Consider the following 19,223-nt stretch of genomic DNA (forward strand, 5'->3'; position numbering starts at 1 on the left):
CATGACCGTCACCAATACCCCCAACGGTTTTCATCTGGACGACGCCGGCCGCCGCGTAGTGGTCGACCCGGTCACCCGCATCGAAGGCCACATGCGTTGCGAAGTCAACATCGACGCCGACAACATGATCCGCAACGCGGTATCCAGCGGCACCATGTGGCGCGGGCTGGAAGTGATCCTGAAAGGCCGCGACCCGCGCGATGCCTGGGCCTTCGTGCAACGCATCTGCGGCGTCTGCACCGGCACCCACGCCTTGACTTCGGTGCGCGCGGTCGAAGACGCGCTGAAAATCAAGATCCCGGAAAACGCCAACTCAATCCGCAACATCATGCAGTTGAGCTTGCAGGCGCACGACCACTTGGTGCATTTCTATCATTTGCACGCCTTGGATTGGGTCAATCCAGTCAACGCCTTGAAAGCCGATCCGAATGCGGTGTCGGCATTGCAGCAACAGATTTCGCCGAGCAACCCCAAGTCATCGCCCGGCTATTTCCGCGATACGCAAAACCGGCTGAAAAAATTCGTCGAATCCGGCCAGCTTGGTCCGTTCAAAAACGGCTATTGGAGTAATCCGGCCTATTTGCTGCCGCCGGAAGCCGATTTGCTGGCGGTAACCCACTACCTGGAAGCCTTGGATTTTCAAAAAGACATCATGAAAATCCGTACCGTGTTCGGCGGTAAGGATCCGCATCCGAACTGGCTGGTCGGCGGCGTGCCTTGCGCGATCAATATCGACGGCGTCGGCGCGGTCGGCGGGGTCAACATGGAGCGTTTGAATCTGGTGTCGTCCATCATCGACCGCACCATCACCTTCATCGACCAGATCTACATTCCGGACCTTTTGGCCATCGCCCAATTTTATAAAGGCTGGCTGTACGGCGGCGGCTTATCGGGTTCCAGCGTGCTGGCGTACGGCGACATTCCGGACAAAGCCAACGACTATTCGGCCGCCAATCTGTTGATGCCGCAAGGCGCGATCATCAACGGCGATTTAAGCAAGGTGCACGAAGTCGACGTGCGCGATCCCGAGCAGATCAAGGAGTACATTCCGCACTCCTGGTACAAATACGCAGACGAATCCGCAGGTTTGCACCCTTGGGACGGCGTGACCGAACCGAATTACAAATTAGGCGCTAAAACCAAAGGCGACCGCACCCACATTCAAGAGTTGGACGAATCGGCCAAATACTCGTGGATCAAAGCGCCACGCTGGAAAGGCCACGCGATGGAAGTCGGCCCGCTGGCCCGCTACGTAGTCGGCTATGCCCAAGGCCACGAGGAAATCACCGAGCAGATCAATTTCGTGCTGAAAACCCTGGATGTCCCGGTCAGCGCTTTGTTCTCGACCTTGGGCCGTACCGCCGCGCGCGGTCTGGAAGCGCAATGGGCCGCTGGCAAAATGCGCTACTTCATGGACAAATTGATGACGAACATCAAGGCCGGGGATTTGGCGACCGCCAACGTCGAGCGCTGGGATCCGGATACCTGGCCGAGCAGCGTCAAAGGCGTCGGTTTTACCGAAGCGCCGCGCGGCGCGTTAGGCCACTGGCTGAAAATCGAAGACACCAAGATCGCCAACTATCAATGCGTGGTACCCACGACCTGGAACGGATCGCCGCGCGACGAACAAGGCAACATCGGCGCCTTCGAAGCCTCGTTGATGAACACAAAAGTCGAGCGCCCGGAAGAACCGGTGGAAATCTTGCGTACCTTACACAGTTTCGACCCTTGCCTGGCCTGTTCGACCCACGTTATCAGCCCGGACGGCAGCGAACTGACCCAGGTTAAAGTGCGTTAATCCCGAAAACTCGACAACGGGTAGGCACAGCCTACCCTGCGGTACTACCTAGCGGAGTCACTATGAACAAATTACTTTTCGCCACTGGCTTGCTACTGGCTGCCGGTACGGTCCACGCCCACAGCCATCCTGGCATCGATAGCTTTAGCCATGCTCTGGAGCATTTTGCCTTAAGCCAACCGGCCGGCTGGAGCGACGCTCACTGGATCATTCCCACCGTGTTAGCCGCTTTATTGTTGGCTTGGCAGCTGCGGAGACCGCAATGAAAGCGCCGGACGCTCCGGTTTACGTTTACGAACTGCCGGTCAGGCTGTGGCATGCGGTCAATGCGCTGGCCATCGTCGTGCTGACTGTCTCCGGCTACTTGATTGCGTCGCCGTTATCGTCCCCGGCCGGCGAAGCTTCCGCCAATTTTCTGATGGGCTACATTCGCTTTGCGCACTTCGCCGCCGGTTACCTGCTGGCAATCGGTTTAGTGGGGCGCTTGTACTGGGCTGCGGTCGGTAACGAACACGCCAAACAAATTTTCCTGCCGCCCTTGCTCAGCCCACACTTCTGGGAAGGCGTGTGGTGCGAAGTCCGCTGGTATTGCTTTCTGGAAAAACAACCACGGCATTACATCGGCCACAATCCGCTAGCTATTTTGGCCATGCATTTCGTGTTCGTCTGGGGCGTGCTATTCATGATTTTCACCGGCTTTGCCCTGTACGGCGAAGGCGAAGGTCAAGGTAGCTGGCAATTTGCCCTGTTCAGCAGCTGGCTGTTACCGCTGTTCGGCGACAGCCAGACCGTGCATACCTGGCATCATCTGGTGATGTGGTTCATCGTTTGCTTCGTGTTAATCCATATCTACGTGGCGATACGCGAAGAAAAATTATCAGGACAAAGCATGCTGGCTACTATTGCTACCGGCTGGCGCAGCTTTCGCAACGACGAACCGATAGACGATGCCCACTAAGCAGTTTGCGGTGGATGCGCTTTCCCTTACCGTCCCAACCTCGGGCTGGCAAATTCCGGGGACGATAAGTTCGGTGCATCCGCCCCACTATATCCTAAACCGCCACGCAGGCCTACCCGTATGAAGGAAGCGGTCAACATTCTGCTGCTCGGCATCGGCAACCTGCTGTGGGCGGACGAAGGCTTCGGCGTGCGGGTCATCGAGCATCTGCAAAAACACTACTGTTTTCCGGATAACGTTCGAGTGTTGGATGGCGGAACCCAGGGTGTTTATTTGATCGAGCACGTGCAAAATGCCGACGTACTGGTGGTGTTTGACGCTGTAGATTACGGCTTGGCGCCGGCCACGCTGAAACGCGTCGAGAATGATGACGTGCCCAACTTTTTAGGCGCCAAAAAAATGAGCCTGCACCAAACCGGCTTTCAAGAAGTCTTGGCGATGGCGCAGATGCTAGGCCAATATCCCGAGCGTTTGTTGCTGATCGGTGTGCAGCCGGAAGAATTGGAAGATTACGGCGGCAGCCTGCGGCCGGCGGTCAAAGCGCAAATCCAGCCGGCGATCGATCTGGCCCTGGCCTATCTAGCCGAATTTGGGGTATCGGCGCAGCGGTTGGATAGCGCCGCCGAGTTGGACGATCCGGCATTGAATATGCATCGCTACGAGCAAGAGCGCCCCGATGCCGAGCTTGCCTGCCGGCTTGGCGACGAACGCGTGGTTCGCTCCGCCGCATTCGAAATACGTCCACCGCACTCTTTAGAGGACGCCATGCAAGTGGATGTCGACTACCGGGGAAAATACTGATGTGCATAGGCATACCCATGCAAGTCGTGGAAACAGGCTTAGGTTCGGCAATTTGCGAGTATCGCGGCCAGCTGAGCCGCATCGACATGATGCTGGTTGGCGACCAGCCGGTAGGCACCTGGATTTTGGTGTTTCTGGATACCGCCCGCGAAGTGGTCAGCGCGGAAAAGGCCACGCAAATCAGCGACGCCCTGGAAGCCATGCGCTTGGCCATGCAAGGACAAACCAACATTGACCATTTATTTGCCGACTTAGTCGACCGCGAGCCGGAACTGCCGGAGTTTTTACGCCGATGAGCGCCTTACTGGAACAGCTGCAAACCCGCCACGGGCTACCGCTGCTGGACGCCGACAACTTCGACCTGTTCGTTTACGGCCACGCCGACGTCGTGCTGTTTTTCGCTAACGATCCGGGTATATTTCCGGAAAGCCACGACGTGGCCATCGTGTTGCCCGAGCTGCTTAAAGCCTACGCCGGCCGCTTGCACGGCGCGCTGATTGCCCGCACGGTTGAGCGCGAACTACAAGCCCGCTACCGTTTTACCGGCTGGCCTACCCTGATATTCCTGCGCCGCGGCGAGTATTTGGGCGCGATTACCGGCATCAAGGACTGGCAGGAATACGGCCGGGAATTCAGCCGCATCTTGGCCTCGCAGCCCAGCGCGCCGCCGGGGTTTGACATCGGCAAGGTGTGTAGCGGGCAGGCCTGAATTTTATACGTTGGAAAACCTGTAACTTTTTATAGCTCCCACGCTCAGCGTGGAAGCCAGGCTTGAACCGCTCCGCGGTTCCCTGTTGAGACTAAGAGTCTCAACAGCTCTTTAACAATTTGGTGTCGCTATCGCGAGGAAAGTCGGATATGGCGGCTTTTGTGCTTACATGATACTGTATTCAGTATCATGGTTATTGTAATGGACACCAACGTCCTGTTTGCGGGACTGTATTCGAGAAACGGCGCGTCGTTCAAGGTACTGCAGCACTTGAATGCCGGTCGTTTGGAGTTGAGGCTATCAACCCCTTTGTTGTTTGAATACGAAGATGTGCTCAAACGTAATCAAACTTTGTTAGGTCTCAGTGACCGCGAAATCAACGTTGTCCTCGACAATATCTGCGGATTTTCTAAACATCAAAGGGTCTATTTTTTGTGGCGGCCCTGTTTGCCGGATGCTAAAGACGATTTAGTACTTGAACTGGCTGTAGCGGCTAATGTTGCAAGTATCGTAACCCATAACGTCAAGGACTTTGCCGGAAGCGAAAAATTTGCCGTTGAAGCAATCACCCCAAAAACATTACTGGAGCGTTTGAAATGAGTGCATTAAGCCTAAGACTCCCCAATTCCGTTCATAGACACGTCAAAGAATTTGCACAAAAGGAAGGGGTTTCCATTAACCAATTCATCGCTAGCGCCGTGGCCGAAAAGGTATCGGCATTGGCAACTGAGGATTACTTGAACGCTCGTTCCGAGCAAGCGGATAAAAATGCGTTTGATGCTATTTTGCAAAACGTTTGCGACAGACCACCATTAAGCGGCGACGAATTTTAAAGTTTCCGTTCCCTCGCCCGGAGTGAAAACGAGGAGTTAATTAATAGGTTTTTCCCTCTCGTTCCCACGCGCCGCGTGGGAACGCAGGTTAACCGCGCTGCGGTAAAGCTAAAACCAATCGCGATAAACCGGTAACAAACCCGCCAACCCAGCATAATCGCGGGCGCTGGAATATCGCCAATGCTCCGGCAAATCGACGTAACCGCGTTTGACCGGGTTGAGGTGGATGTAATCCAGCTTCTGCTTTAAGACTTCGGGATTATCGATCGACTGCGGATGGCTGCCTTCTTCCCACAATTGATATTCCCTGTCGGTTTTATGCGCTTTGCGAAACCATTTGAGTTGGGCCAATAGCCGTTCGGCTTTGCTTTCGTGTAAATAGTCGATCAACTGGCGGGCGGTGTAGGATTTGAAATGGGCGAGTTGGTTGGCTAGATCGTCGGCTTGTATCAGTAAATGCATGTGATTTTCCAATATCACATACCCGTAAATTCGCCAGCCGTTCTGTTGCTGGCGATAATGCAAAGCGTCCAGTACGATTTGCGCGGTGGCCGGGCGGGTGAATAGCGGTATCCAGTTCAAGACTGTGCAGATCAAAAAGTGCGGATGCTCGGACTGGAGAATACGGTATCGGCTGCGGCCCATGGAGTTGACCTTGCTGGTTTGATTGGATTCTATGTTACCGCTGGCGCGGTTAATCTGCATTCCCACGCGGCGCGTGGGAACGAGGAAAACGACAACCGCGTTAGCGACACCGAATAAACAATTACCCAATGCCGGAGACGCTTCGCTCATCCAGCCAACAGTTTAATTCAACAGAAAACCGAAACATGACAAGCATACCCCTCCCAATTTTCGGCCAAGGCTCCCAACCCGCCGAAGAAGACGGCGCCGAGCTGGATTACCTGACCATGCCGGAAGAAATGGCCATCTATCGGATGCCGCAGATCTCTTCCGACTTGAAAGCGCCGGAACTGGCTCCGGCACGGGCCGTAGCCGAGTGCTTGCAGCAGGCATTGCTGGCTTATCCTGAGGTAATGCCGGTCATCGATCTGACCGGTTTGGATTCGGCGAACCGCGCGTTTATCGATGAGTTGCTCGGCGAGGGAGAAGTCAGTGCCCTGGGTGCAGGCGGACTGCGGGTGCAGGAATCGGTTTTGGCCGGAGTATGGCGCTCGCAACAGCTGGTGGGGCAACAAGTGATTGCCGACTGCCTGGAAGTCGGCGTGATTCCACAAGCCTTGTTGCTGTCCGCGTTCGCCGACGCGGCAGCGCAGGTCGAGACCGATATCGTCAACTTGCCGGAAGGCGTGATGAATGCGTTGCCGCTGCTAGCGGAACTGAATGCCAAGATTGCCGAGTACCGGCCCGGCACCGAAGCTCACGTCATCAATTTAAGCCTGTTGCCGCAAACCGAACAAGACTTGGCTTTGCTGGAACAACGCTTGGGCAAAGGGCCGGTAACGATATTGTCGCGCGGCTACGGCAACTGCCGGATAACGGCGACCGCCACCCGTAACGTTTGGTGGGTGCGCTATTTTAATTCACAGGACACGTTGATTTTGAACACATTGGAAGTCAGCGACATGCCCAACGTCGCCTGCGCCTCTAGCGAAGACATCGCCGACAGCGCCCAGCGGCTGGAGGAAATATTGAAGGTTTATCTATGAGCGAGAGCTTTTTCTCCGGCGCTTACGGCGGCGATGCCGCACGGCTGGATGCTAAAGCCAAGCTGGAATGCAAGATTTGCTGGCACGTGTACGACCCGGACTGCGGCGACGAGGTGTGGCAAATTCCGCCGGGTACCGCTTTCGCCGATTTGCCCGATCACTGGAGCTGCCCGGAATGCGGCGCGCCGAAACGGGATTTCCTGTTGTTGGAATCGTAAGCGTGGAATGGCAGGACAGCTCACAAATCCAACACGCGTTGGAAGCGCGCTTTAACGCCATATTGACCGAGCGGATGCAGGACGTGCCGTTGCTCAATCCAAAATTGTCGGTGCAGGCGTTGCCGTTTTACCCGTTTAACGGCGACTGGGTTGGTATATTGCTGACACCCTGGTTCATGAACCTGCTGTTACTGCCAGGAGCGCATAGCGATTGGGTTGCTCAAGCCCCAGGTTGCAAGTTCGAGTGCGCTTTTCCGTACGGCTCTTTTACGTTTACCGTTGCCGAAGAAAAAGATTTAGGCCGTTACGGACTATGCTCGCTGTTTTCGCCGATGTTCCAATTCGAAGATCAAAAGGCGGCAGTCGCCGCTGGCGAAGCGGCGTTGCAAGGCCTGTTGAGTGTGCCGCAACAACCAATGAGCCGTAGAGATTTACTGCGCGGACAGTTCGGCCCTGCTAAATGAGTCCCGGCGGCGAATTAGAGATTCTGTTACGCCATCGCGGCGGAACAGCGCAGTCCACGAAGATTAGCTCGACCCGTCCGCTGGCAGCGCGGGTGCTAATCGGCAAAACGCCGAACGAAGTATTGGCGCTGGTACCCATGCTGTTTTCGCTATGTGCCGATGCGCATAGCTACGCGGCTTTAATGGCGTGTTTAGCTGCATTGGACCAAGCGTACGACGAGGAAACCGATTTAGCACACGTACAGCTGCTATATGCCGAAACCTTGCGCGAACACGTCTGGCGTATCTTGCTCGACTGGCCTGTTATGCTCGATGAAGCGGCCGACAAATCCGCGCTGGCCGGTGTGCTGAACTGCAGCCGCCGTTTTAAATCGGCCTTATTCGTTGAAGCAGCGGCGTTTAGCTTGGATGCAAAGTCGTCGTTAAACTTCAGTGCCGCAGCACTGGTTGCGGACGAATTGGTTCATTTAATCGATGCCGCAGTATTCTCCGGCTGCATGACCGAGTTCGCGGCGTTGCAGTATGAAGAGGATATGCGGTCTTGGTTGGCGGGCAACAACAGTTGGGCAGGTCGAATCGTACAGCGCTTGTATCCCTGGGGCTGGCAAGCCGCCGGCTGCAACCCGATAGCAGCACTACCGAATTTGGACAGTTATGAACTGCTACAGCGACTGCGCGCGGACGATGCCGAAGCGTTTTGCCTTACGCCGACTTGGCAAGGAGTGTGCTTCGAGAATACACCTTACAGTTTGCAGCAGTCACCGTTGCTGGCGGCATTGCGTGTTAACTACGGCAACGGTCTGCTCGCCCGCTTCGTCGCTTTGCTGCAAGAGGTCAGTCTGTTTTGTGCTCACTTACGCACAACTGAATCCAATGTGCTTTTGACCGATAGCGTGGGTGACGGCGACGCCGGCTTGGCGCAGGTACAGGCGGCTCGCGGCGTATTAATTCACGCGCTGGAACTGCGCGATGAGCGGGTGTACGATTACCGCATCGTGGCGCCGACCGAGTGGAATTTTCATCCGCAAGGTGTCGCGGCGCGCGGTTTAGCCAACTTACGAGCGAAGGACAATGAGGAGCTACGCCGGCAAGCGCAATGGTGGATACAAGCGATAGATCCCTGCGTGCCGTATCGGTTAACTTTGGAGGAAATCTAGCATGCGCCCAATAGCCGCTATTTAACTGTTCTAACCAACCTGACGCGATAACCACCATGCACGAAATGTCGCTCTGCGAAAGTATTTTACAAACCCTGGAGCAGCAGGCGCCGCTACAAAACTATGCCAAGGTAAAAACAGTCTGGCTGGAAATTGGCGCTTTGGCCGGGGTGGAAATCGAAGCGTTAAAGTTCAGCTTCGATCTAGTGGTAAAAGGCTCTCTGGCCGACGCGGCCAAACTGGAAATTATCGAAATACCGGGTGAAGCCTGGTGTATGCCGTGCGGGCGCAACGTGCCGGTCCGGCAGTTATACGACGAATGCCCGCTATGTGGCAGCCATCAGATTCAAGTGAGCGGCGGCGATCAAATGCGAATTAAAGAATTGGAGGTAGAGTAATGTGCGGCGTCTGCGGCTGCGGCGAGGGCCTGAACCACTCGCATGAACACGATCACGATCATCAACACGGCCACGCGCATGCGCATGGCCATGGCGAACATCACCATCACGACCATAGTCACGGCCCGGAACACGCTCATGCGCCGGGTTTGACGCCGACGCGCATGGTGCAAATCGAGCGTGACATCCTGGCGGAAAACAATCGCTACGCCGGCCAAAACCGCGACTATTTCGCCGAGCGAGCCATGCTGGCTTTGAATTTGGTATCCAGCCCCGGTTCCGGCAAAACCACTTTGCTGACTGAAACCGTGCTGCGTTTGAAAGACCAGATAGCGATGGCGGTAATCGAAGGCGACCAGCAAACAGCCCGCGACGCCGACCGCATCCGCGCTACCGGCGTGCCGGCCGTGCAGATCAACACCGGCAAAGGCTGCCACCTGGACGCACACCGGGTCGGTCATGCCCTGGAAAGTCTGAATCTGCCGGAAAAAAGCCTGCTGTTCATCGAAAACGTCGGCAATCTGGTTTGTCCGTCCGCCTTCGATTTGGGCGAAGCCCACAAGGTGGTGATTCTGTCGGTCACCGAAGGCGAGGACAAGCCGATCAAATATCCGGACATGTTTCATGCCGCCGATTTGATGATTTTGAATAAAACCGACCTGCTGCCGCATCTGGATTTCGACGTGGCACAATGCATCCGCTACGCCAAACAGGTCAACCCGAAAATCCGCGTGTTGCAGCTTTCTGCCAAAACCGGCGAAGGCATGGATAACTGGCTGCAATGGCTGCGGGCGGAGTTGGCGTTGCAGGGGATTGGCTATGCCTGACGCCTGCATTTCAAACTCGAAAGATAGGGTATAGTGGCTTTGAGCAGAGTAGGAGTATCGCCATGACCATAGCCGAAATCAAATCGCTCCCCGTCAGCGAACGCATGTTGTTGATGGAGGAAATCTGGGACAGTCTTTGCCGAGAGCCGGAGCCGATCGCCTCGCCGCAATGGCACCAAGAGGTGCTCAACGGCAGAATGGAGCGCCTCGCCTCGCATCAAGCCAAATTGCTGACGCTGCAGGAGTTGAAAGACAGCAATCGATGATCGCTAAAGAATTGCTGTTTTTAGAAGAAGTGGCCGCCGATTTACAAACGGGCAAACGGTTTTACGACGCCAGCCAACCTGGAGTCGGTGGATACTTTTTCGACAGCCTGATTGCCGATATTGAATCCCTGCACTTATACGCCGGCATACATGAAAAGCAATTCGGTTTATTCCGCATGCTGGCCAAACGCTTTCCTTATGCGATTTATTACGACGTTACCGATTCGGCGATTATCGTCGTTGCGGTGCTCGATTTACGGCGTAATCCGATCCGGATCGCAAGCCGGTTAAATAGTCCAACGTCTTGACGTTGTTATCACGAGATTTTGCTGATGTGCCTAGCCCTACCTGCCCAAATTGTTGAAATAGCACCCGCCGGCGACATGGCCACCGCATCGGTGGACGGCGTTAAGGTCGAGGTGTCGCTGGCATTGGTGGAAGACATCAAAGTAGGTGATTATGTATTGGTCCATGTCGGTTACGCCCTGAACAAAATCGACGAAGACGAAGCCCTGAAAACCCTAGCATTGTTCGCCGAAGCCGGCTTGACCTCGTCATGAAATACATCGACGAATTCCGCCAGCGCGACGTTGCCCAACAACTGGCCGGCGCGATTGCGCACAGCGTCGATCCTGACCGCCATTATCGGCTGATGGAGTTTTGCGGCGGCCATACCCATGCCATTTTCCGTTACGGCGTGCAGGATCTGATGCCGGCCAACGTCGAATTCATCCATGGCCCCGGTTGCCCGGTGTGCGTGCTGCCGACCGGACGCATCGACAACGCCATCCAACTGGTGCGCGAGCACGAGGTGATTTTATGCACCTACGCCGATCTGATGCGGGTTCCGGCCAGCGAGCGGCAAAGCCTGATCAAAGCCAAGGCGGCCGGCGGCGACATCCGCATGGTTTACTCGACTCAAGATGCGCTGAATATCGCCCGCGACAACCCCGACCGCCAAGTGGTGTTTTTCGCCATCGGTTTCGAGACTACCACCCCGCCCACCGCCGTTGCCGTCAAGCAAGCGCAGGCCGAAGGATTGAAAAATTTCAGCGTATTCTGCAACCACGTACTGACCCCGGCAGCGATGCAAGCCATCTTGAACGCTCCGGAACCGGTGCAGATCGACGGCTTTCTCGGCCCGTCCCACGTCAGTAGCGTAATCGGTAGCCGGCCCTACGAAACCTTCGCCGAGCAGTACGCCAAACCCATCGTCATCGCCGGCTTCGAACCGCTGGACGTGATGCAATCGGCACTGATGCTGATCCGCCAACTCAATGCTGGCCGGCATCAGGTCGAAAACGAATACAGCCGCGCCGTCACCCGCGACGGCAACAGCAAAGCCCAGGCGCTGGTCGCTGAAGTATTGGAATTGCGCCCGCAGTTCGAGTGGCGCGGCCTGGGACTGATTCCCGACAGCGCGTTACGCATCAAACCGCAGTACGCCGAATTCGACGCCGAACGCCGTTTCGCGATGCCGGCGATTAAAGCCAGCGACGTCAAAGGCTGCGAATGCCCGGCCATTTTGCGCGGCGCCAAAAAGCCGCAGGATTGCAAATTATTGGGAACCGTCTGCACCCCGGAAAACCCGATGGGCTCGTGCATGGTGTCGTCGGAAGGCGCTTGCGCGGCCTATTGGAGCTATGGCCGGGTCAGAAATCACTCAGCAGGTAAATCGCCAAACGGATTAGCGCTAAGCAACTGATGATTGATGACTTGACCGTGCTGCAGGTCTTCCGAATATAAGCGGTCACAATCGGCCGCCAACCCGGCGCCGACGATCAGCCTGCGTACCAGGAAAAACCGTCAAGCCGCAGCAGTTTAACCGTATCCGGAGAAATTTATGAAACTCGATCGTTCAATAATATGGTTGTGTTTGTCGCTGGGATCCGTCGCACATGCGTCCCCGGTTTCGTTGGCCTTCGACAGTTTACCGAGCGCCCAAGGCTGGGAATACTTCGGAACCTGGGGTGAGCAAGGTCAATACCTGCAACCGGAAACGGAAGTTTTTCAGACACAAAACGATACGTTAACTCAAACAAGCTCGGTAAACGAAGGCGCCCGCTATTTTTACCGTTGGACCTTCGATCAAGCCTATTCGCACGGCTTCGAAATCGACATCCGCGCCAGAGTAGTCGATTTCGACCCGCAATCCGACAGGACGGGCTTCCAATTTCAGCTAAGCTCGCAACCACTGGGCTCGGTGCTCTCGCTATTTTTATACGACGCCTATCTGGATTGGTTTTACGTGTCGCAATCGGGAACGGTCAACAGCGTCGTTTACGACAATAGTCAATTTCACGACTATCGATTCCGCGTGACCGATGCCGGGTGGTTACAATTTACAGTGGATGGGCAATTGATCGCGACACAAAGCATAGCCCCCGGTGCGTTTGTGCCTTATCAAATTTATTTCGGCAATCTGACGGGTGATAACAGTGCCAACGTCGAAATTGCCCGCTTGAGCGTTAAACCCGTGCCTGTGCCTGCCGGCCTAGGTTTGCTTATGATCGGGCTTGGCTGCATGATCAGCTTCAGTAAAAAACCCGGGGGATCTTAGGCTGTGAAGGCTTGATAAAGCCGCGGCAATCAGCTGCCGGCTAGGCTCCCCTATGACCGGTCACGACATCAAATACGTCGATTCCGGCTCCTGCGCGGCCTCCAAAATTTGTTCCATACTGACTTTGTCGTAACCGCCCGATAACAGCACGATGAACCGCTCGCGCAACATCGGACTGTTCCGCGAGCGCACAATAATGTTATTGGCATCCTGCTGTTCCAAAATTCGGTACCAGTTGTAAATCATTTTAAAGATGCGTTCCATCGGCTCGCGAATGCGCTGTTCGTAACGCTGCAAGCGGGCGGCGCCGAAATCGCCGCCCGCCGCTACCCCCTCCAAGATGGTTTCCGCAGCGTATACTCCGCTACGCATCGCCAACGTAACGCCGGCGGAAAATACCGGGTCGACGAACATCGACGCGTCGCCGACCAATACGAAACCATCGCCGTGAAAGCGTTCAGTGGTATAACCGATAGCCGAAATCGTCTTGACGTCCATCGCCTGCTCGGCGTGCTCCAGCCATAGACGTATGCAATCGCAGCCGTCTATCGCCGCGCGAAGACGTTGTTGCGCAGTTTCCCCCAAGCGTTTGGCATATCTCGCATCCAACACCGCACCGACGCTGACCACGTTGTTGCGTAGCGGAATATACCAAAGCCAGCCGCCGTCTATGCTATGAATATCGGTCGTTACCGAACCTTCCATGACTGCGCCGAAGCTGACGAAATCGTGCGGATTGCGGCGAAAACCGCCGTTGAAATGGGCGAAATGGCTGATCTTGTTTAACTCCGGCAACGGCCGCCGCCAGCCGAACCTGCGCGCGATCAAGGATTCCCGCCCCGACGCGTCAATCACGACCGGCGCATGGATCGGCCGTGCTTCGCCCCCTATCGGCCCGGCGGTCACGCCTATCGCCGCGTCGCCGTCGAACAGCACTTGCGTTACCGACCATTCGCGCCGCACCTCGACACCGCACGATGCGGCGTGTTCCAAAAGTATTTGGTCGTAACGAGCGCGTTCGACATGGTAGGTATAAGGCCGTTCGAAATAGTCCGGATACTCGGCAGTTAACAACAGCACCTCAGGCTTTTGATTGAACATGCCGAAGTGAATACCCTGCTTAACCGTAAAGCCTTCGGCTTCTATTTTTTCGGTAACTCCCAACCGGCGCCAAATTTCCCAAGCGGCCGGCAGCATCGATTCACCGATTTGAAAGCGTGGAAAGCGCTCGCGTTCGAACAGCACCACCCGTAAACCGGCCTGAGCCAGCAAAATTGCCGCACTACTGCCGGCCGGACCGCCGCCTATCACTACGGCGTTGAAATATTCGCCTGATGTCATCGGATTTCTCCCTGATTGGTGATACCGCCATCGGTAACACAAACGCCTCTACAAAATAACACGCCAGCAGTCGGCTTGTGCGAGCGAATAAACCGCGGCCATAGCTGCGGCCAATCCATGTTTGTCATAATGCTCGGTTTCACAATGCCGATCACTATCCGTCATGTCCACCAGCGAAATTTTCCTGATTGCAATCTCCAGCATTTATACCCTGCCTTACCTGATTTGGCGCATCGCCAGAACCGACTACTTCGCCCCTTTGGTGGTGGTGCAAATCGGTACCGGCATCTTGTTGGGGCCGGGGGTGCTCGGCGCGGTTTATCCGGAATACTACAGCTTTGTTTTCAATCCTTCGGTGCTGCAAGCCTTGAACGGGATCGCCTGGTGGGCGGTGATGCTGTTTGTTTGGGTGGCCGGCATCGAACTGGATTTGGGCAAAGCCTGGGAATACCGCTTGGAGAGCTCGGTGACTGCGGGCTTGGCCCTAGGAGTTCCTCTGCTATTCGGATGCGCGGCAGCCATGCTCATCCAGTTTTATCCGGGCTGGATAGGCGAACGCGCCATGAATTGGCAGTTTATTTTAGGCATAGGTATGTCCTGTGCCGTCACCGCATTGCCGATATTGATTTTGCTGCTGGATAAACTGCGGATCTTGCGCCACCCCCTCGGCCAGCGCATCCTGCGGTACGCCAGTTTAGACGATATTGCAATCTGGGCCATATTGTCGATCATCCTGCTGGACTGGACCCGAATCGGCAAGCAACTGACTTTTCTAGTGCTATTTCCTCTCTTCGCTTATGGCGTGCGCCGCTTGATGGCTTGGCTGCCGGAACGCGACCGCTGGTATCTCGGCATCATCAGTCTGGCTTTTTTCGGCCTGGGCGCGGATTGGGCGGGCTTGCATTTTATGGTTGGCGCCTTTTTGGCCGGCGCCATTCTGGACAGCGCCTGGTTCGAACATGGCCGGATGGACCAATTACGCCAAAATTTGTTGCTGACGGTAATGCCGGTGTTCTTTCTCAGTACCGGGCTAAAAACTCACTGGTCGTCCGGCGGGCTCGAAGTGCTTATCGCCGCCGGCGTCCTGCTGATTGCGTCCGTCAGCGGCAAATTACTGGGCCTTAGACTGGCCGGAAAACTGTTGAACTGGCAACCGGGCGAAGCGTCCATCATCGGCTGGCTATTGCAAACCAAGGCTTTGATCATGATTATTTTCGCCAACGTGCTGTTGGACAAACAAATCATCACCGGCCAAACCTTTACCACCTTACTAGTGATGGCTCTACTTAGCACCATGTTGACCGTACCGGCAGTCGCGCCCAAGCTGGCCCGCCTGCAAGGCCGTAAGAATACCCCGGAATAACCCGGGACTTAACGGTTATGCCGTCTTTAGTCTATGGGATTTTTATTGGCCGGGGACGGCCTCGTGATTACCGATCAAACCCATTTAGCCGCGCCAGCCGAATCCGATGAACTGGCGCCGCCTTTGGGCTGTGGTATAAACCGGCAGTTTACCTAACCCGCTTCTTACACGGAACCGACTACTCGCTTCCCGCCGACTTGCCGCGTTTGGATGAGGAACCCACGCGCTTTTTGCTTTTGTCCTTTTTAACCGAAGCTTCGTCCAACCGGGAAATATTCAACGCCTTACCGACCACCCTCACCTTCTTCAGCGCTTGAAACAAATCTTTAGGCATGCCGGCCGGTAGCTCTACCGTGCTGTATTGATCCTCGATTTTGATACGGGCGATATGATCGCCGTCTATGCCTATCTCGTTAGCAATCGCACCGACGATGTTGCCGGGTTTCACCCCGTCGCGGTGACCGACTTCGATGCGAAACACTTCCATTTCCACCCCTCCCGCCCGATTGGTATTCCGCTCGCGCTTTCGGCTGCGCTCGTTTTTACCGCCCTGGTCTTTCGCTTCGTCGCGGGCGTAATCCTTAGCCGCTTTCTTGACGGTGTCTTTCAGCAGCAGCGGGGTATCGCCCTGCAGCAATTTGGCCAACGCCGCCGCAATATCGGTTGCCGGTACGTTATGTTCGACCTGGTATTGGTTGATCAGCTGACTGTAAAAGCTCAACTCTTCGGCCGCCAGGGTATCGGTAATCCGTTGTTTAAACCGCTTGACCCTGGCATTGTTGATGAACTCGGTAGACGGCAACGGCATTTCTTCCACTTTCTGCCGCGTCGCCTGTTCGATATTGGCCAACAAGCGTTTTTCCCGCGGCGATACGAACAAAATCGCGTCACCGGTACGCCCCGCCCGCCCGGTGCGGCCGATGCGGTGCACGTACGACTCGGTGTCGTACGGAATATCGTAATTGACCACGTGAGTAATCCTATCCACGTCCAAACCGCGTGCAGCCACGTCGGTAGCAATCAAAATATCCAGCTTGCCGTTTTTCAAATGCTCTATCGCCCGTTCCCGCAAGGCTTGCGACATGTCGCCGTTAATCGCCGAGGCGGAAAAACCGCGCGCTTCCAATTTTTCGGCCACTTCGACGGTCGCAGTTTTGGTTCTGACGAAAATAATCATGCCGTCGAAATTTTCCGCCTCCAAAATCCGGGTCAAGGCATCCATCTTGTGCGGGCCGCTGACGAAACAATAACGCTGACGAATGTTTTCTGCGGTAGTCGTTTTGACTTTAATCGTCACCTGTTCGGGATCGTTCAAGTATTGCTGCGCGATTTTACGAATCTCCGCCGGCATGGTGGCGGAGAACAAGGCCGTTTGTCGATCGGATGGCGTTTGTTCCAGAATCCATTCGACATCGTCGATGAATCCCATACGCAGCATTTCGTCGGCTTCGTCCAATACCAGGGTTTTCAAGTTATCCAGCTTCAAGGTGCCGCGGCGCATGTGATCCATCACCCGGCCCGGCGTCCCCACGACCACGTGCGCGCCGCGATTCAGCTGACGCAACTGGGTGGTGTAATCCTGACCGCCGTAGATCGGCAATACGTGAAAACCTTTGATATGAGCGGCATAACTTTGAAAGGCCTCGGCCACTTGAATGGCCAATTCCCGGGTCGGCGCCAACACCAAGGCTTGCGGTTCTTTTTGCTTGACGTCGATGCGGGTCAAAATCGGCAATGCAAACGCCGCGGTTTTGCCGGTTCCGGTCTGCGCCTGTCCTAGCACGTCTCGTCCGGACATCACGAACGGGATAATGCGGGCCTGAATCGGCGAAGGCGATTCGTAGCCTACGTTTTGCAATGCTTTAAGTACGGGTTCGGAGAGATTTAAATCTTGAAAGGAAGGCGCAGGGGTGTCTGACATCAAATAATACCTGTAGAAAAAAACATGCCCGCGAAATTGCGGGCACAGCAACTATTGTACCTTAAATCCGGCCGAAATTAACTAACGCGTTGATATTTAGGTAAAAGCACGCCACTTATCGGCCGAATAGTGCAAGCAAATAAACAGAAAAAACTGGCAACCGAATATCAGGTTGGCCATCAACAAATGCAAGGGCTGGGCGACGGCCGGAAAGCCCAAGCGGTCCAGGCTCACGCCGGCCAAGATCGCGGTTAGGATCAAACCGACCAAACCGTAAGCAACCCGGCGCAACAAATCTTGTACCTGGGTGTGTCGATAAACCTGCCAAGCCAGCCACAGGTTGGTAAACAAAATCAGCGACGAAAACGAACGATGCACGTAAAAAATCAGCGGAAAACTGTCGCGCCAATATTCGCGCTCGATGTAAGCGTGCTGGTGGGAAATAAAATCCACCGCTTCCCGTACCTGCGTACCCATGGCCACTTGCAGCAAGGTCATGGCCATCGCAACGTTAAGGACCAACCGAAACCGCGCACTGACCCAGACGGTATTCAATGCACTAAGCAGCTCTTTCTGCGATCGGCTAATGGCGTAAATCAGCAGGGCGACGATGAATAGCGCCAACAACATGTGCAAGGTAATCATCAACGGTTTCAAATTGCTGGCGACGACTGCCGAACCTAACCAGCCTTGGAATCCGACCAGAAAAAACGCGCTCAAAGACAAATAAAAAGTGGCTTTGTCGGTCCTTAGATAGATGCGCGAAGCCCACGCGGTCAAAAACACCAAGAGGCCGGTTGTCGCCCCGATCAAACGGTTGGTGTACTCGGTCCAGGTTTTGACCGGATTGAACAAGGTGCTTTGGTAGCCTCGCGCCGCGTAAATTTCGTGATAATTGGTCGGCAGTTGGGCTTCGTCGGTCGGCGGTATCCATTGGCCGAAGCACGTCGGCCAATCCGGGCAGCCCATGCCGGCACCGGAAGCACGCACAATGCCGCCGACCAAGATCACGAAATACACGGCACAGATGGTCAACGTGCCTAAACGGCGAAACCGGGACGCGGCTTTAGGTTCTATTACGGCTGTCATTTATCGCAACATGGATTGAGCTAATTCGATTTCTTCGGATACACCTTCGATTTCCAGAATCTCGGCGTCCGCTTGCAGACCCACCTTGGCAAAGGCCGCTACCGAACGCCAATCGACCCGGCAGGCCGGATGATCGGTGCCGGCGATGCTTTGCAGGAAGGCCACTTGCACCAGATCGACATAATCGGCGGGACCGTCATGGTCGCGCTGAAATTCGACATAGGCAGAGGCTACCAGTTTTAACTCTTCCGGAAAATTCCAGGTATCCATGATGATTTTTCCCACGTGCGGATGAGCCTTTTCCAACAGTTTTTCCAAACGCGACGGGCTGTCCTTAAACTCCGGAATTTTTTCCACCAAGGTCAAAATCGGCAGCTTGCCGATTTGGTGCAGCAAGCCGGCCAACATGGCCTCGTCCGAGTTCAAATGCGGCACGAAAGTCGCTAAAGCCCGACAAATGGCCGACACGTTCACCCCTTGTTCCCAGATGGAGCGGAAATAGCCCTCCAACAAAGGACTGGTGGGTTTGAACATCTGCTGCATGACCAAGCTGGTTACCAAGGTGCGAATGGTACTGTTGCCCAGTCTGGTCACCGCCATTTGGATGTTGCTGATTTCGTTAGCGCCTCGGTACAGGGGACTATTAACCACTTGGATCAGCCTTGCCGACAAAGCCGGATCGGTCACGATGATTTCCGAAAGCTGCTGAGCCGATGCCTCTCCCTTGGAAACCGCATCGCGTACTTTAATTGCCACGTCGGGCAAGGTAGGCAGCACCAGACGATTAGCTTCCAACTCGGTTCGGACGTGGTGCAAAAACTCTTGAACGGATTTAAATTGCATAGTTAGC

Annotated in this window: 25 protein-coding genes; 20 read left to right on the plus strand and 5 right to left on the minus strand. The window is 55.2% G+C overall.

Annotated elements, in window-relative coordinates:
* The first annotated feature begins 1 nt into the window (after position 1).
* From AB0A83_RS12500 to AB0A83_RS12535, 8 genes are all read left to right on the plus strand, one after another.
* Positions 2–1,798: a nickel-dependent hydrogenase large subunit gene (locus AB0A83_RS12500; protein ID WP_367154320.1), complete on the plus strand. Its 1,797-nt coding sequence runs from the start codon at positions 2–4 to the stop codon at positions 1,796–1,798.
* 62 nt (positions 1,799–1,860) lie between these two features.
* Positions 1,861–2,064, plus strand: a complete 204-nt coding sequence (locus AB0A83_RS12505; protein ID WP_150048880.1) for a hypothetical protein — start codon at positions 1,861–1,863, stop codon at positions 2,062–2,064.
* Complete coding sequence (gene cybH, locus AB0A83_RS12510; protein WP_367154322.1) at positions 2,061–2,756, plus strand: Ni/Fe-hydrogenase, b-type cytochrome subunit; 696 nt, start codon at positions 2,061–2,063, stop codon at positions 2,754–2,756. Before AB0A83_RS12505 ends, cybH begins: the two co-directional genes overlap by 4 nt.
* A gap of 120 nt (positions 2,757–2,876) precedes the next feature.
* Complete coding sequence (locus AB0A83_RS12515) at positions 2,877–3,557, plus strand: HyaD/HybD family hydrogenase maturation endopeptidase (RefSeq protein ID WP_150048884.1); 681 nt, start codon at positions 2,877–2,879, stop codon at positions 3,555–3,557.
* A complete protein-coding gene (locus AB0A83_RS12520; RefSeq protein WP_150048886.1) occupies positions 3,557–3,853 on the plus strand; it encodes a HypC/HybG/HupF family hydrogenase formation chaperone in 297 nt (98 codons plus the stop codon). The genes AB0A83_RS12515 and AB0A83_RS12520 overlap by 1 nt, the downstream gene beginning before the upstream one ends.
* The gene (locus tag AB0A83_RS12525; RefSeq protein WP_150048888.1) at positions 3,850–4,266 is read left to right on the plus strand and encodes a hydrogenase; all 417 of its coding nucleotides are present in this window, start codon (positions 3,850–3,852) and stop codon (positions 4,264–4,266) included. The genes AB0A83_RS12520 and AB0A83_RS12525 overlap by 4 nt, the downstream gene beginning before the upstream one ends.
* A gap of 201 nt (positions 4,267–4,467) precedes the next feature.
* The gene (locus AB0A83_RS12530; RefSeq protein ID WP_367154323.1) at positions 4,468–4,866 is read left to right on the plus strand and encodes a putative toxin-antitoxin system toxin component, PIN family; all 399 of its coding nucleotides are present in this window, start codon (positions 4,468–4,470) and stop codon (positions 4,864–4,866) included.
* On the plus strand, positions 4,863–5,099 hold the full coding sequence (locus AB0A83_RS12535) for a toxin-antitoxin system HicB family antitoxin (RefSeq protein ID WP_367154324.1): 237 nt from the start codon (positions 4,863–4,865) through the stop codon (positions 5,097–5,099). Before AB0A83_RS12530 ends, AB0A83_RS12535 begins: the two co-directional genes overlap by 4 nt.
* A gap of 108 nt (positions 5,100–5,207) precedes the next feature.
* Here the strand turns inward: AB0A83_RS12535 and AB0A83_RS12540 are convergent, their stop codons facing one another.
* The gene (locus AB0A83_RS12540) at positions 5,208–5,744 is read right to left on the minus strand and encodes a transposase (RefSeq protein ID WP_367156166.1); all 537 of its coding nucleotides are present in this window, start codon (positions 5,742–5,744) and stop codon (positions 5,208–5,210) included.
* Between the two features lie 185 nt (positions 5,745–5,929).
* Between AB0A83_RS12540 and AB0A83_RS12545 the strand changes: the two genes are divergently transcribed.
* The 11 genes from AB0A83_RS12545 to AB0A83_RS12595 all read left to right on the plus strand — a co-directional run bounded on the left by AB0A83_RS12545 (position 5,930) and on the right by AB0A83_RS12595 (position 12,659).
* Positions 5,930–6,769: a hydrogenase expression/formation protein gene (locus AB0A83_RS12545; protein WP_367154325.1), complete on the plus strand. Its 840-nt coding sequence runs from the start codon at positions 5,930–5,932 to the stop codon at positions 6,767–6,769.
* The gene (locus AB0A83_RS12550; RefSeq protein WP_150048894.1) at positions 6,766–6,987 is read left to right on the plus strand and encodes a rubredoxin; all 222 of its coding nucleotides are present in this window, start codon (positions 6,766–6,768) and stop codon (positions 6,985–6,987) included. Before AB0A83_RS12545 ends, AB0A83_RS12550 begins: the two co-directional genes overlap by 4 nt.
* Positions 6,988–6,989: 2 nt before the next feature.
* Positions 6,990–7,451 (plus strand): [NiFe]-hydrogenase assembly chaperone HybE, encoded by a 462-nt coding sequence (gene hybE, locus AB0A83_RS12555; RefSeq protein WP_150048896.1) that lies wholly within the window; start codon positions 6,990–6,992, stop codon positions 7,449–7,451.
* Positions 7,448–8,608, plus strand: a complete 1,161-nt coding sequence (locus AB0A83_RS12560; RefSeq protein WP_367154326.1) for a nickel-dependent hydrogenase large subunit — start codon at positions 7,448–7,450, stop codon at positions 8,606–8,608. The genes hybE and AB0A83_RS12560 overlap by 4 nt, the downstream gene beginning before the upstream one ends.
* 56 nt (positions 8,609–8,664) lie before the next feature.
* Entirely contained in the window at positions 8,665–9,006 is a 342-nt protein-coding gene (hypA, locus tag AB0A83_RS12565) for a hydrogenase maturation nickel metallochaperone HypA (RefSeq protein WP_150048900.1), read from the plus strand.
* Positions 9,006–9,833: a hydrogenase nickel incorporation protein HypB gene (gene hypB, locus AB0A83_RS12570; RefSeq protein WP_367154327.1), complete on the plus strand. Its 828-nt coding sequence runs from the start codon at positions 9,006–9,008 to the stop codon at positions 9,831–9,833. Before hypA ends, hypB begins: the two co-directional genes overlap by 1 nt.
* A 62-nt stretch (positions 9,834–9,895) precedes the next feature.
* On the plus strand, positions 9,896–10,099 hold the full coding sequence (locus tag AB0A83_RS12575; protein WP_367154328.1) for an addiction module protein: 204 nt from the start codon (positions 9,896–9,898) through the stop codon (positions 10,097–10,099).
* Positions 10,096–10,407, plus strand: coding sequence for a type II toxin-antitoxin system RelE/ParE family toxin (locus tag AB0A83_RS12580; protein WP_367154330.1), 312 nt, complete (start codon positions 10,096–10,098; stop codon positions 10,405–10,407). Before AB0A83_RS12575 ends, AB0A83_RS12580 begins: the two co-directional genes overlap by 4 nt.
* Before the next feature lie 24 nt (positions 10,408–10,431).
* Positions 10,432–10,659: a HypC/HybG/HupF family hydrogenase formation chaperone gene (locus tag AB0A83_RS12585; RefSeq protein ID WP_367154331.1), complete on the plus strand. Its 228-nt coding sequence runs from the start codon at positions 10,432–10,434 to the stop codon at positions 10,657–10,659.
* Positions 10,656–11,804 carry a hydrogenase formation protein HypD gene (gene hypD, locus AB0A83_RS12590; RefSeq protein WP_367154332.1) on the plus strand — a complete coding sequence of 383 codons (1,149 nt, stop codon included), beginning with the start codon at positions 10,656–10,658 and terminating at the stop codon, positions 11,802–11,804. Before AB0A83_RS12585 ends, hypD begins: the two co-directional genes overlap by 4 nt.
* A 138-nt stretch (positions 11,805–11,942) precedes the next feature.
* Positions 11,943–12,659: a hypothetical protein gene (locus AB0A83_RS12595; protein ID WP_150048910.1), complete on the plus strand. Its 717-nt coding sequence runs from the start codon at positions 11,943–11,945 to the stop codon at positions 12,657–12,659.
* A 60-nt stretch (positions 12,660–12,719) separates the two neighbouring features.
* Here AB0A83_RS12595 and AB0A83_RS12600 read toward each other — a convergent pair whose 3' ends face one another.
* The gene (locus AB0A83_RS12600; RefSeq protein ID WP_150048912.1) at positions 12,720–14,000 is read right to left on the minus strand and encodes an NAD(P)/FAD-dependent oxidoreductase; all 1,281 of its coding nucleotides are present in this window, start codon (positions 13,998–14,000) and stop codon (positions 12,720–12,722) included.
* 163 nt (positions 14,001–14,163) lie between these two features.
* On the opposite strand from AB0A83_RS12600, the gene AB0A83_RS12605 reads away from it, so the two are divergent.
* Positions 14,164–15,363: a cation:proton antiporter gene (locus AB0A83_RS12605; RefSeq protein ID WP_367154334.1), complete on the plus strand. Its 1,200-nt coding sequence runs from the start codon at positions 14,164–14,166 to the stop codon at positions 15,361–15,363.
* A gap of 178 nt (positions 15,364–15,541) precedes the next feature.
* On the opposite strand, the gene AB0A83_RS12610 is transcribed toward AB0A83_RS12605, so the two are convergent.
* From AB0A83_RS12610 to AB0A83_RS12620, 3 genes are all read right to left on the minus strand, one after another.
* Entirely contained in the window at positions 15,542–17,284 is a 1,743-nt protein-coding gene (locus AB0A83_RS12610) for a DEAD/DEAH box helicase (RefSeq protein WP_150048916.1), read from the minus strand.
* Positions 17,285–17,380: 96 nt separating this feature from the next.
* Positions 17,381–18,373, minus strand: coding sequence for a heme A synthase (locus AB0A83_RS12615; protein ID WP_150048918.1), 993 nt, complete (start codon positions 18,371–18,373; stop codon positions 17,381–17,383).
* A complete protein-coding gene (locus AB0A83_RS12620) occupies positions 18,374–19,216 on the minus strand; it encodes an HDOD domain-containing protein (RefSeq protein ID WP_150048920.1) in 843 nt (280 codons plus the stop codon).
* Positions 19,217–19,223: the final 7 nt, after the last annotated feature.

This window comes from Methylomonas sp. HYX-M1 (assembly GCF_040741385.1).
Lineage (GTDB): Bacteria > Pseudomonadota > Gammaproteobacteria > Methylococcales > Methylomonadaceae > Methylomonas > Methylomonas rhizoryzae.

What these genes read in the sequence shown, in the direction of transcription:
- AB0A83_RS12500 (WP_367154320.1), top strand. Translation starts at nt 2, where the DNA reads ATGACCGTCACCAATACCCCCAACGGTTTTCATCTGGACGACGCCGGC.
- AB0A83_RS12505 (WP_150048880.1), top strand. Translation starts at nt 1,861, where the DNA reads ATGAACAAATTACTTTTCGCCACTGGCTTGCTACTGGCTGCCGGTACG.
- cybH (WP_367154322.1), top strand. Translation starts at nt 2,061, where the DNA reads ATGAAAGCGCCGGACGCTCCGGTTTACGTTTACGAACTGCCGGTCAGG.
- AB0A83_RS12515 (WP_150048884.1), top strand. Translation starts at nt 2,877, where the DNA reads ATGAAGGAAGCGGTCAACATTCTGCTGCTCGGCATCGGCAACCTGCTG.
- AB0A83_RS12520 (WP_150048886.1), top strand. Translation starts at nt 3,557, where the DNA reads ATGTGCATAGGCATACCCATGCAAGTCGTGGAAACAGGCTTAGGTTCG.
- AB0A83_RS12525 (WP_150048888.1), top strand. Translation starts at nt 3,850, where the DNA reads ATGAGCGCCTTACTGGAACAGCTGCAAACCCGCCACGGGCTACCGCTG.
- AB0A83_RS12530 (WP_367154323.1), top strand. Translation starts at nt 4,468, where the DNA reads ATGGACACCAACGTCCTGTTTGCGGGACTGTATTCGAGAAACGGCGCG.
- AB0A83_RS12535 (WP_367154324.1), top strand. Translation starts at nt 4,863, where the DNA reads ATGAGTGCATTAAGCCTAAGACTCCCCAATTCCGTTCATAGACACGTC.
- AB0A83_RS12540 (WP_367156166.1), bottom strand. Translation starts at nt 5,744, where the DNA reads ATGGGCCGCAGCCGATACCGTATTCTCCAGTCCGAGCATCCGCACTTT.
- AB0A83_RS12545 (WP_367154325.1), top strand. Translation starts at nt 5,930, where the DNA reads ATGACAAGCATACCCCTCCCAATTTTCGGCCAAGGCTCCCAACCCGCC.
- AB0A83_RS12550 (WP_150048894.1), top strand. Translation starts at nt 6,766, where the DNA reads ATGAGCGAGAGCTTTTTCTCCGGCGCTTACGGCGGCGATGCCGCACGG.
- AB0A83_RS12560 (WP_367154326.1), top strand. Translation starts at nt 7,448, where the DNA reads ATGAGTCCCGGCGGCGAATTAGAGATTCTGTTACGCCATCGCGGCGGA.
- hypA (WP_150048900.1), top strand. Translation starts at nt 8,665, where the DNA reads ATGCACGAAATGTCGCTCTGCGAAAGTATTTTACAAACCCTGGAGCAG.
- hypB (WP_367154327.1), top strand. Translation starts at nt 9,006, where the DNA reads ATGTGCGGCGTCTGCGGCTGCGGCGAGGGCCTGAACCACTCGCATGAA.
- AB0A83_RS12575 (WP_367154328.1), top strand. Translation starts at nt 9,896, where the DNA reads ATGACCATAGCCGAAATCAAATCGCTCCCCGTCAGCGAACGCATGTTG.
- AB0A83_RS12580 (WP_367154330.1), top strand. Translation starts at nt 10,096, where the DNA reads ATGATCGCTAAAGAATTGCTGTTTTTAGAAGAAGTGGCCGCCGATTTA.
- AB0A83_RS12585 (WP_367154331.1), top strand. Translation starts at nt 10,432, where the DNA reads ATGTGCCTAGCCCTACCTGCCCAAATTGTTGAAATAGCACCCGCCGGC.
- hypD (WP_367154332.1), top strand. Translation starts at nt 10,656, where the DNA reads ATGAAATACATCGACGAATTCCGCCAGCGCGACGTTGCCCAACAACTG.
- AB0A83_RS12595 (WP_150048910.1), top strand. Translation starts at nt 11,943, where the DNA reads ATGAAACTCGATCGTTCAATAATATGGTTGTGTTTGTCGCTGGGATCC.
- AB0A83_RS12600 (WP_150048912.1), bottom strand. Translation starts at nt 14,000, where the DNA reads ATGACATCAGGCGAATATTTCAACGCCGTAGTGATAGGCGGCGGTCCG.
- AB0A83_RS12605 (WP_367154334.1), top strand. Translation starts at nt 14,164, where the DNA reads ATGTCCACCAGCGAAATTTTCCTGATTGCAATCTCCAGCATTTATACC.
- AB0A83_RS12610 (WP_150048916.1), bottom strand. Translation starts at nt 17,284, where the DNA reads ATGTCAGACACCCCTGCGCCTTCCTTTCAAGATTTAAATCTCTCCGAA.
- AB0A83_RS12615 (WP_150048918.1), bottom strand. Translation starts at nt 18,373, where the DNA reads ATGACAGCCGTAATAGAACCTAAAGCCGCGTCCCGGTTTCGCCGTTTA.
- AB0A83_RS12620 (WP_150048920.1), bottom strand. Translation starts at nt 19,216, where the DNA reads ATGCAATTTAAATCCGTTCAAGAGTTTTTGCACCACGTCCGAACCGAG.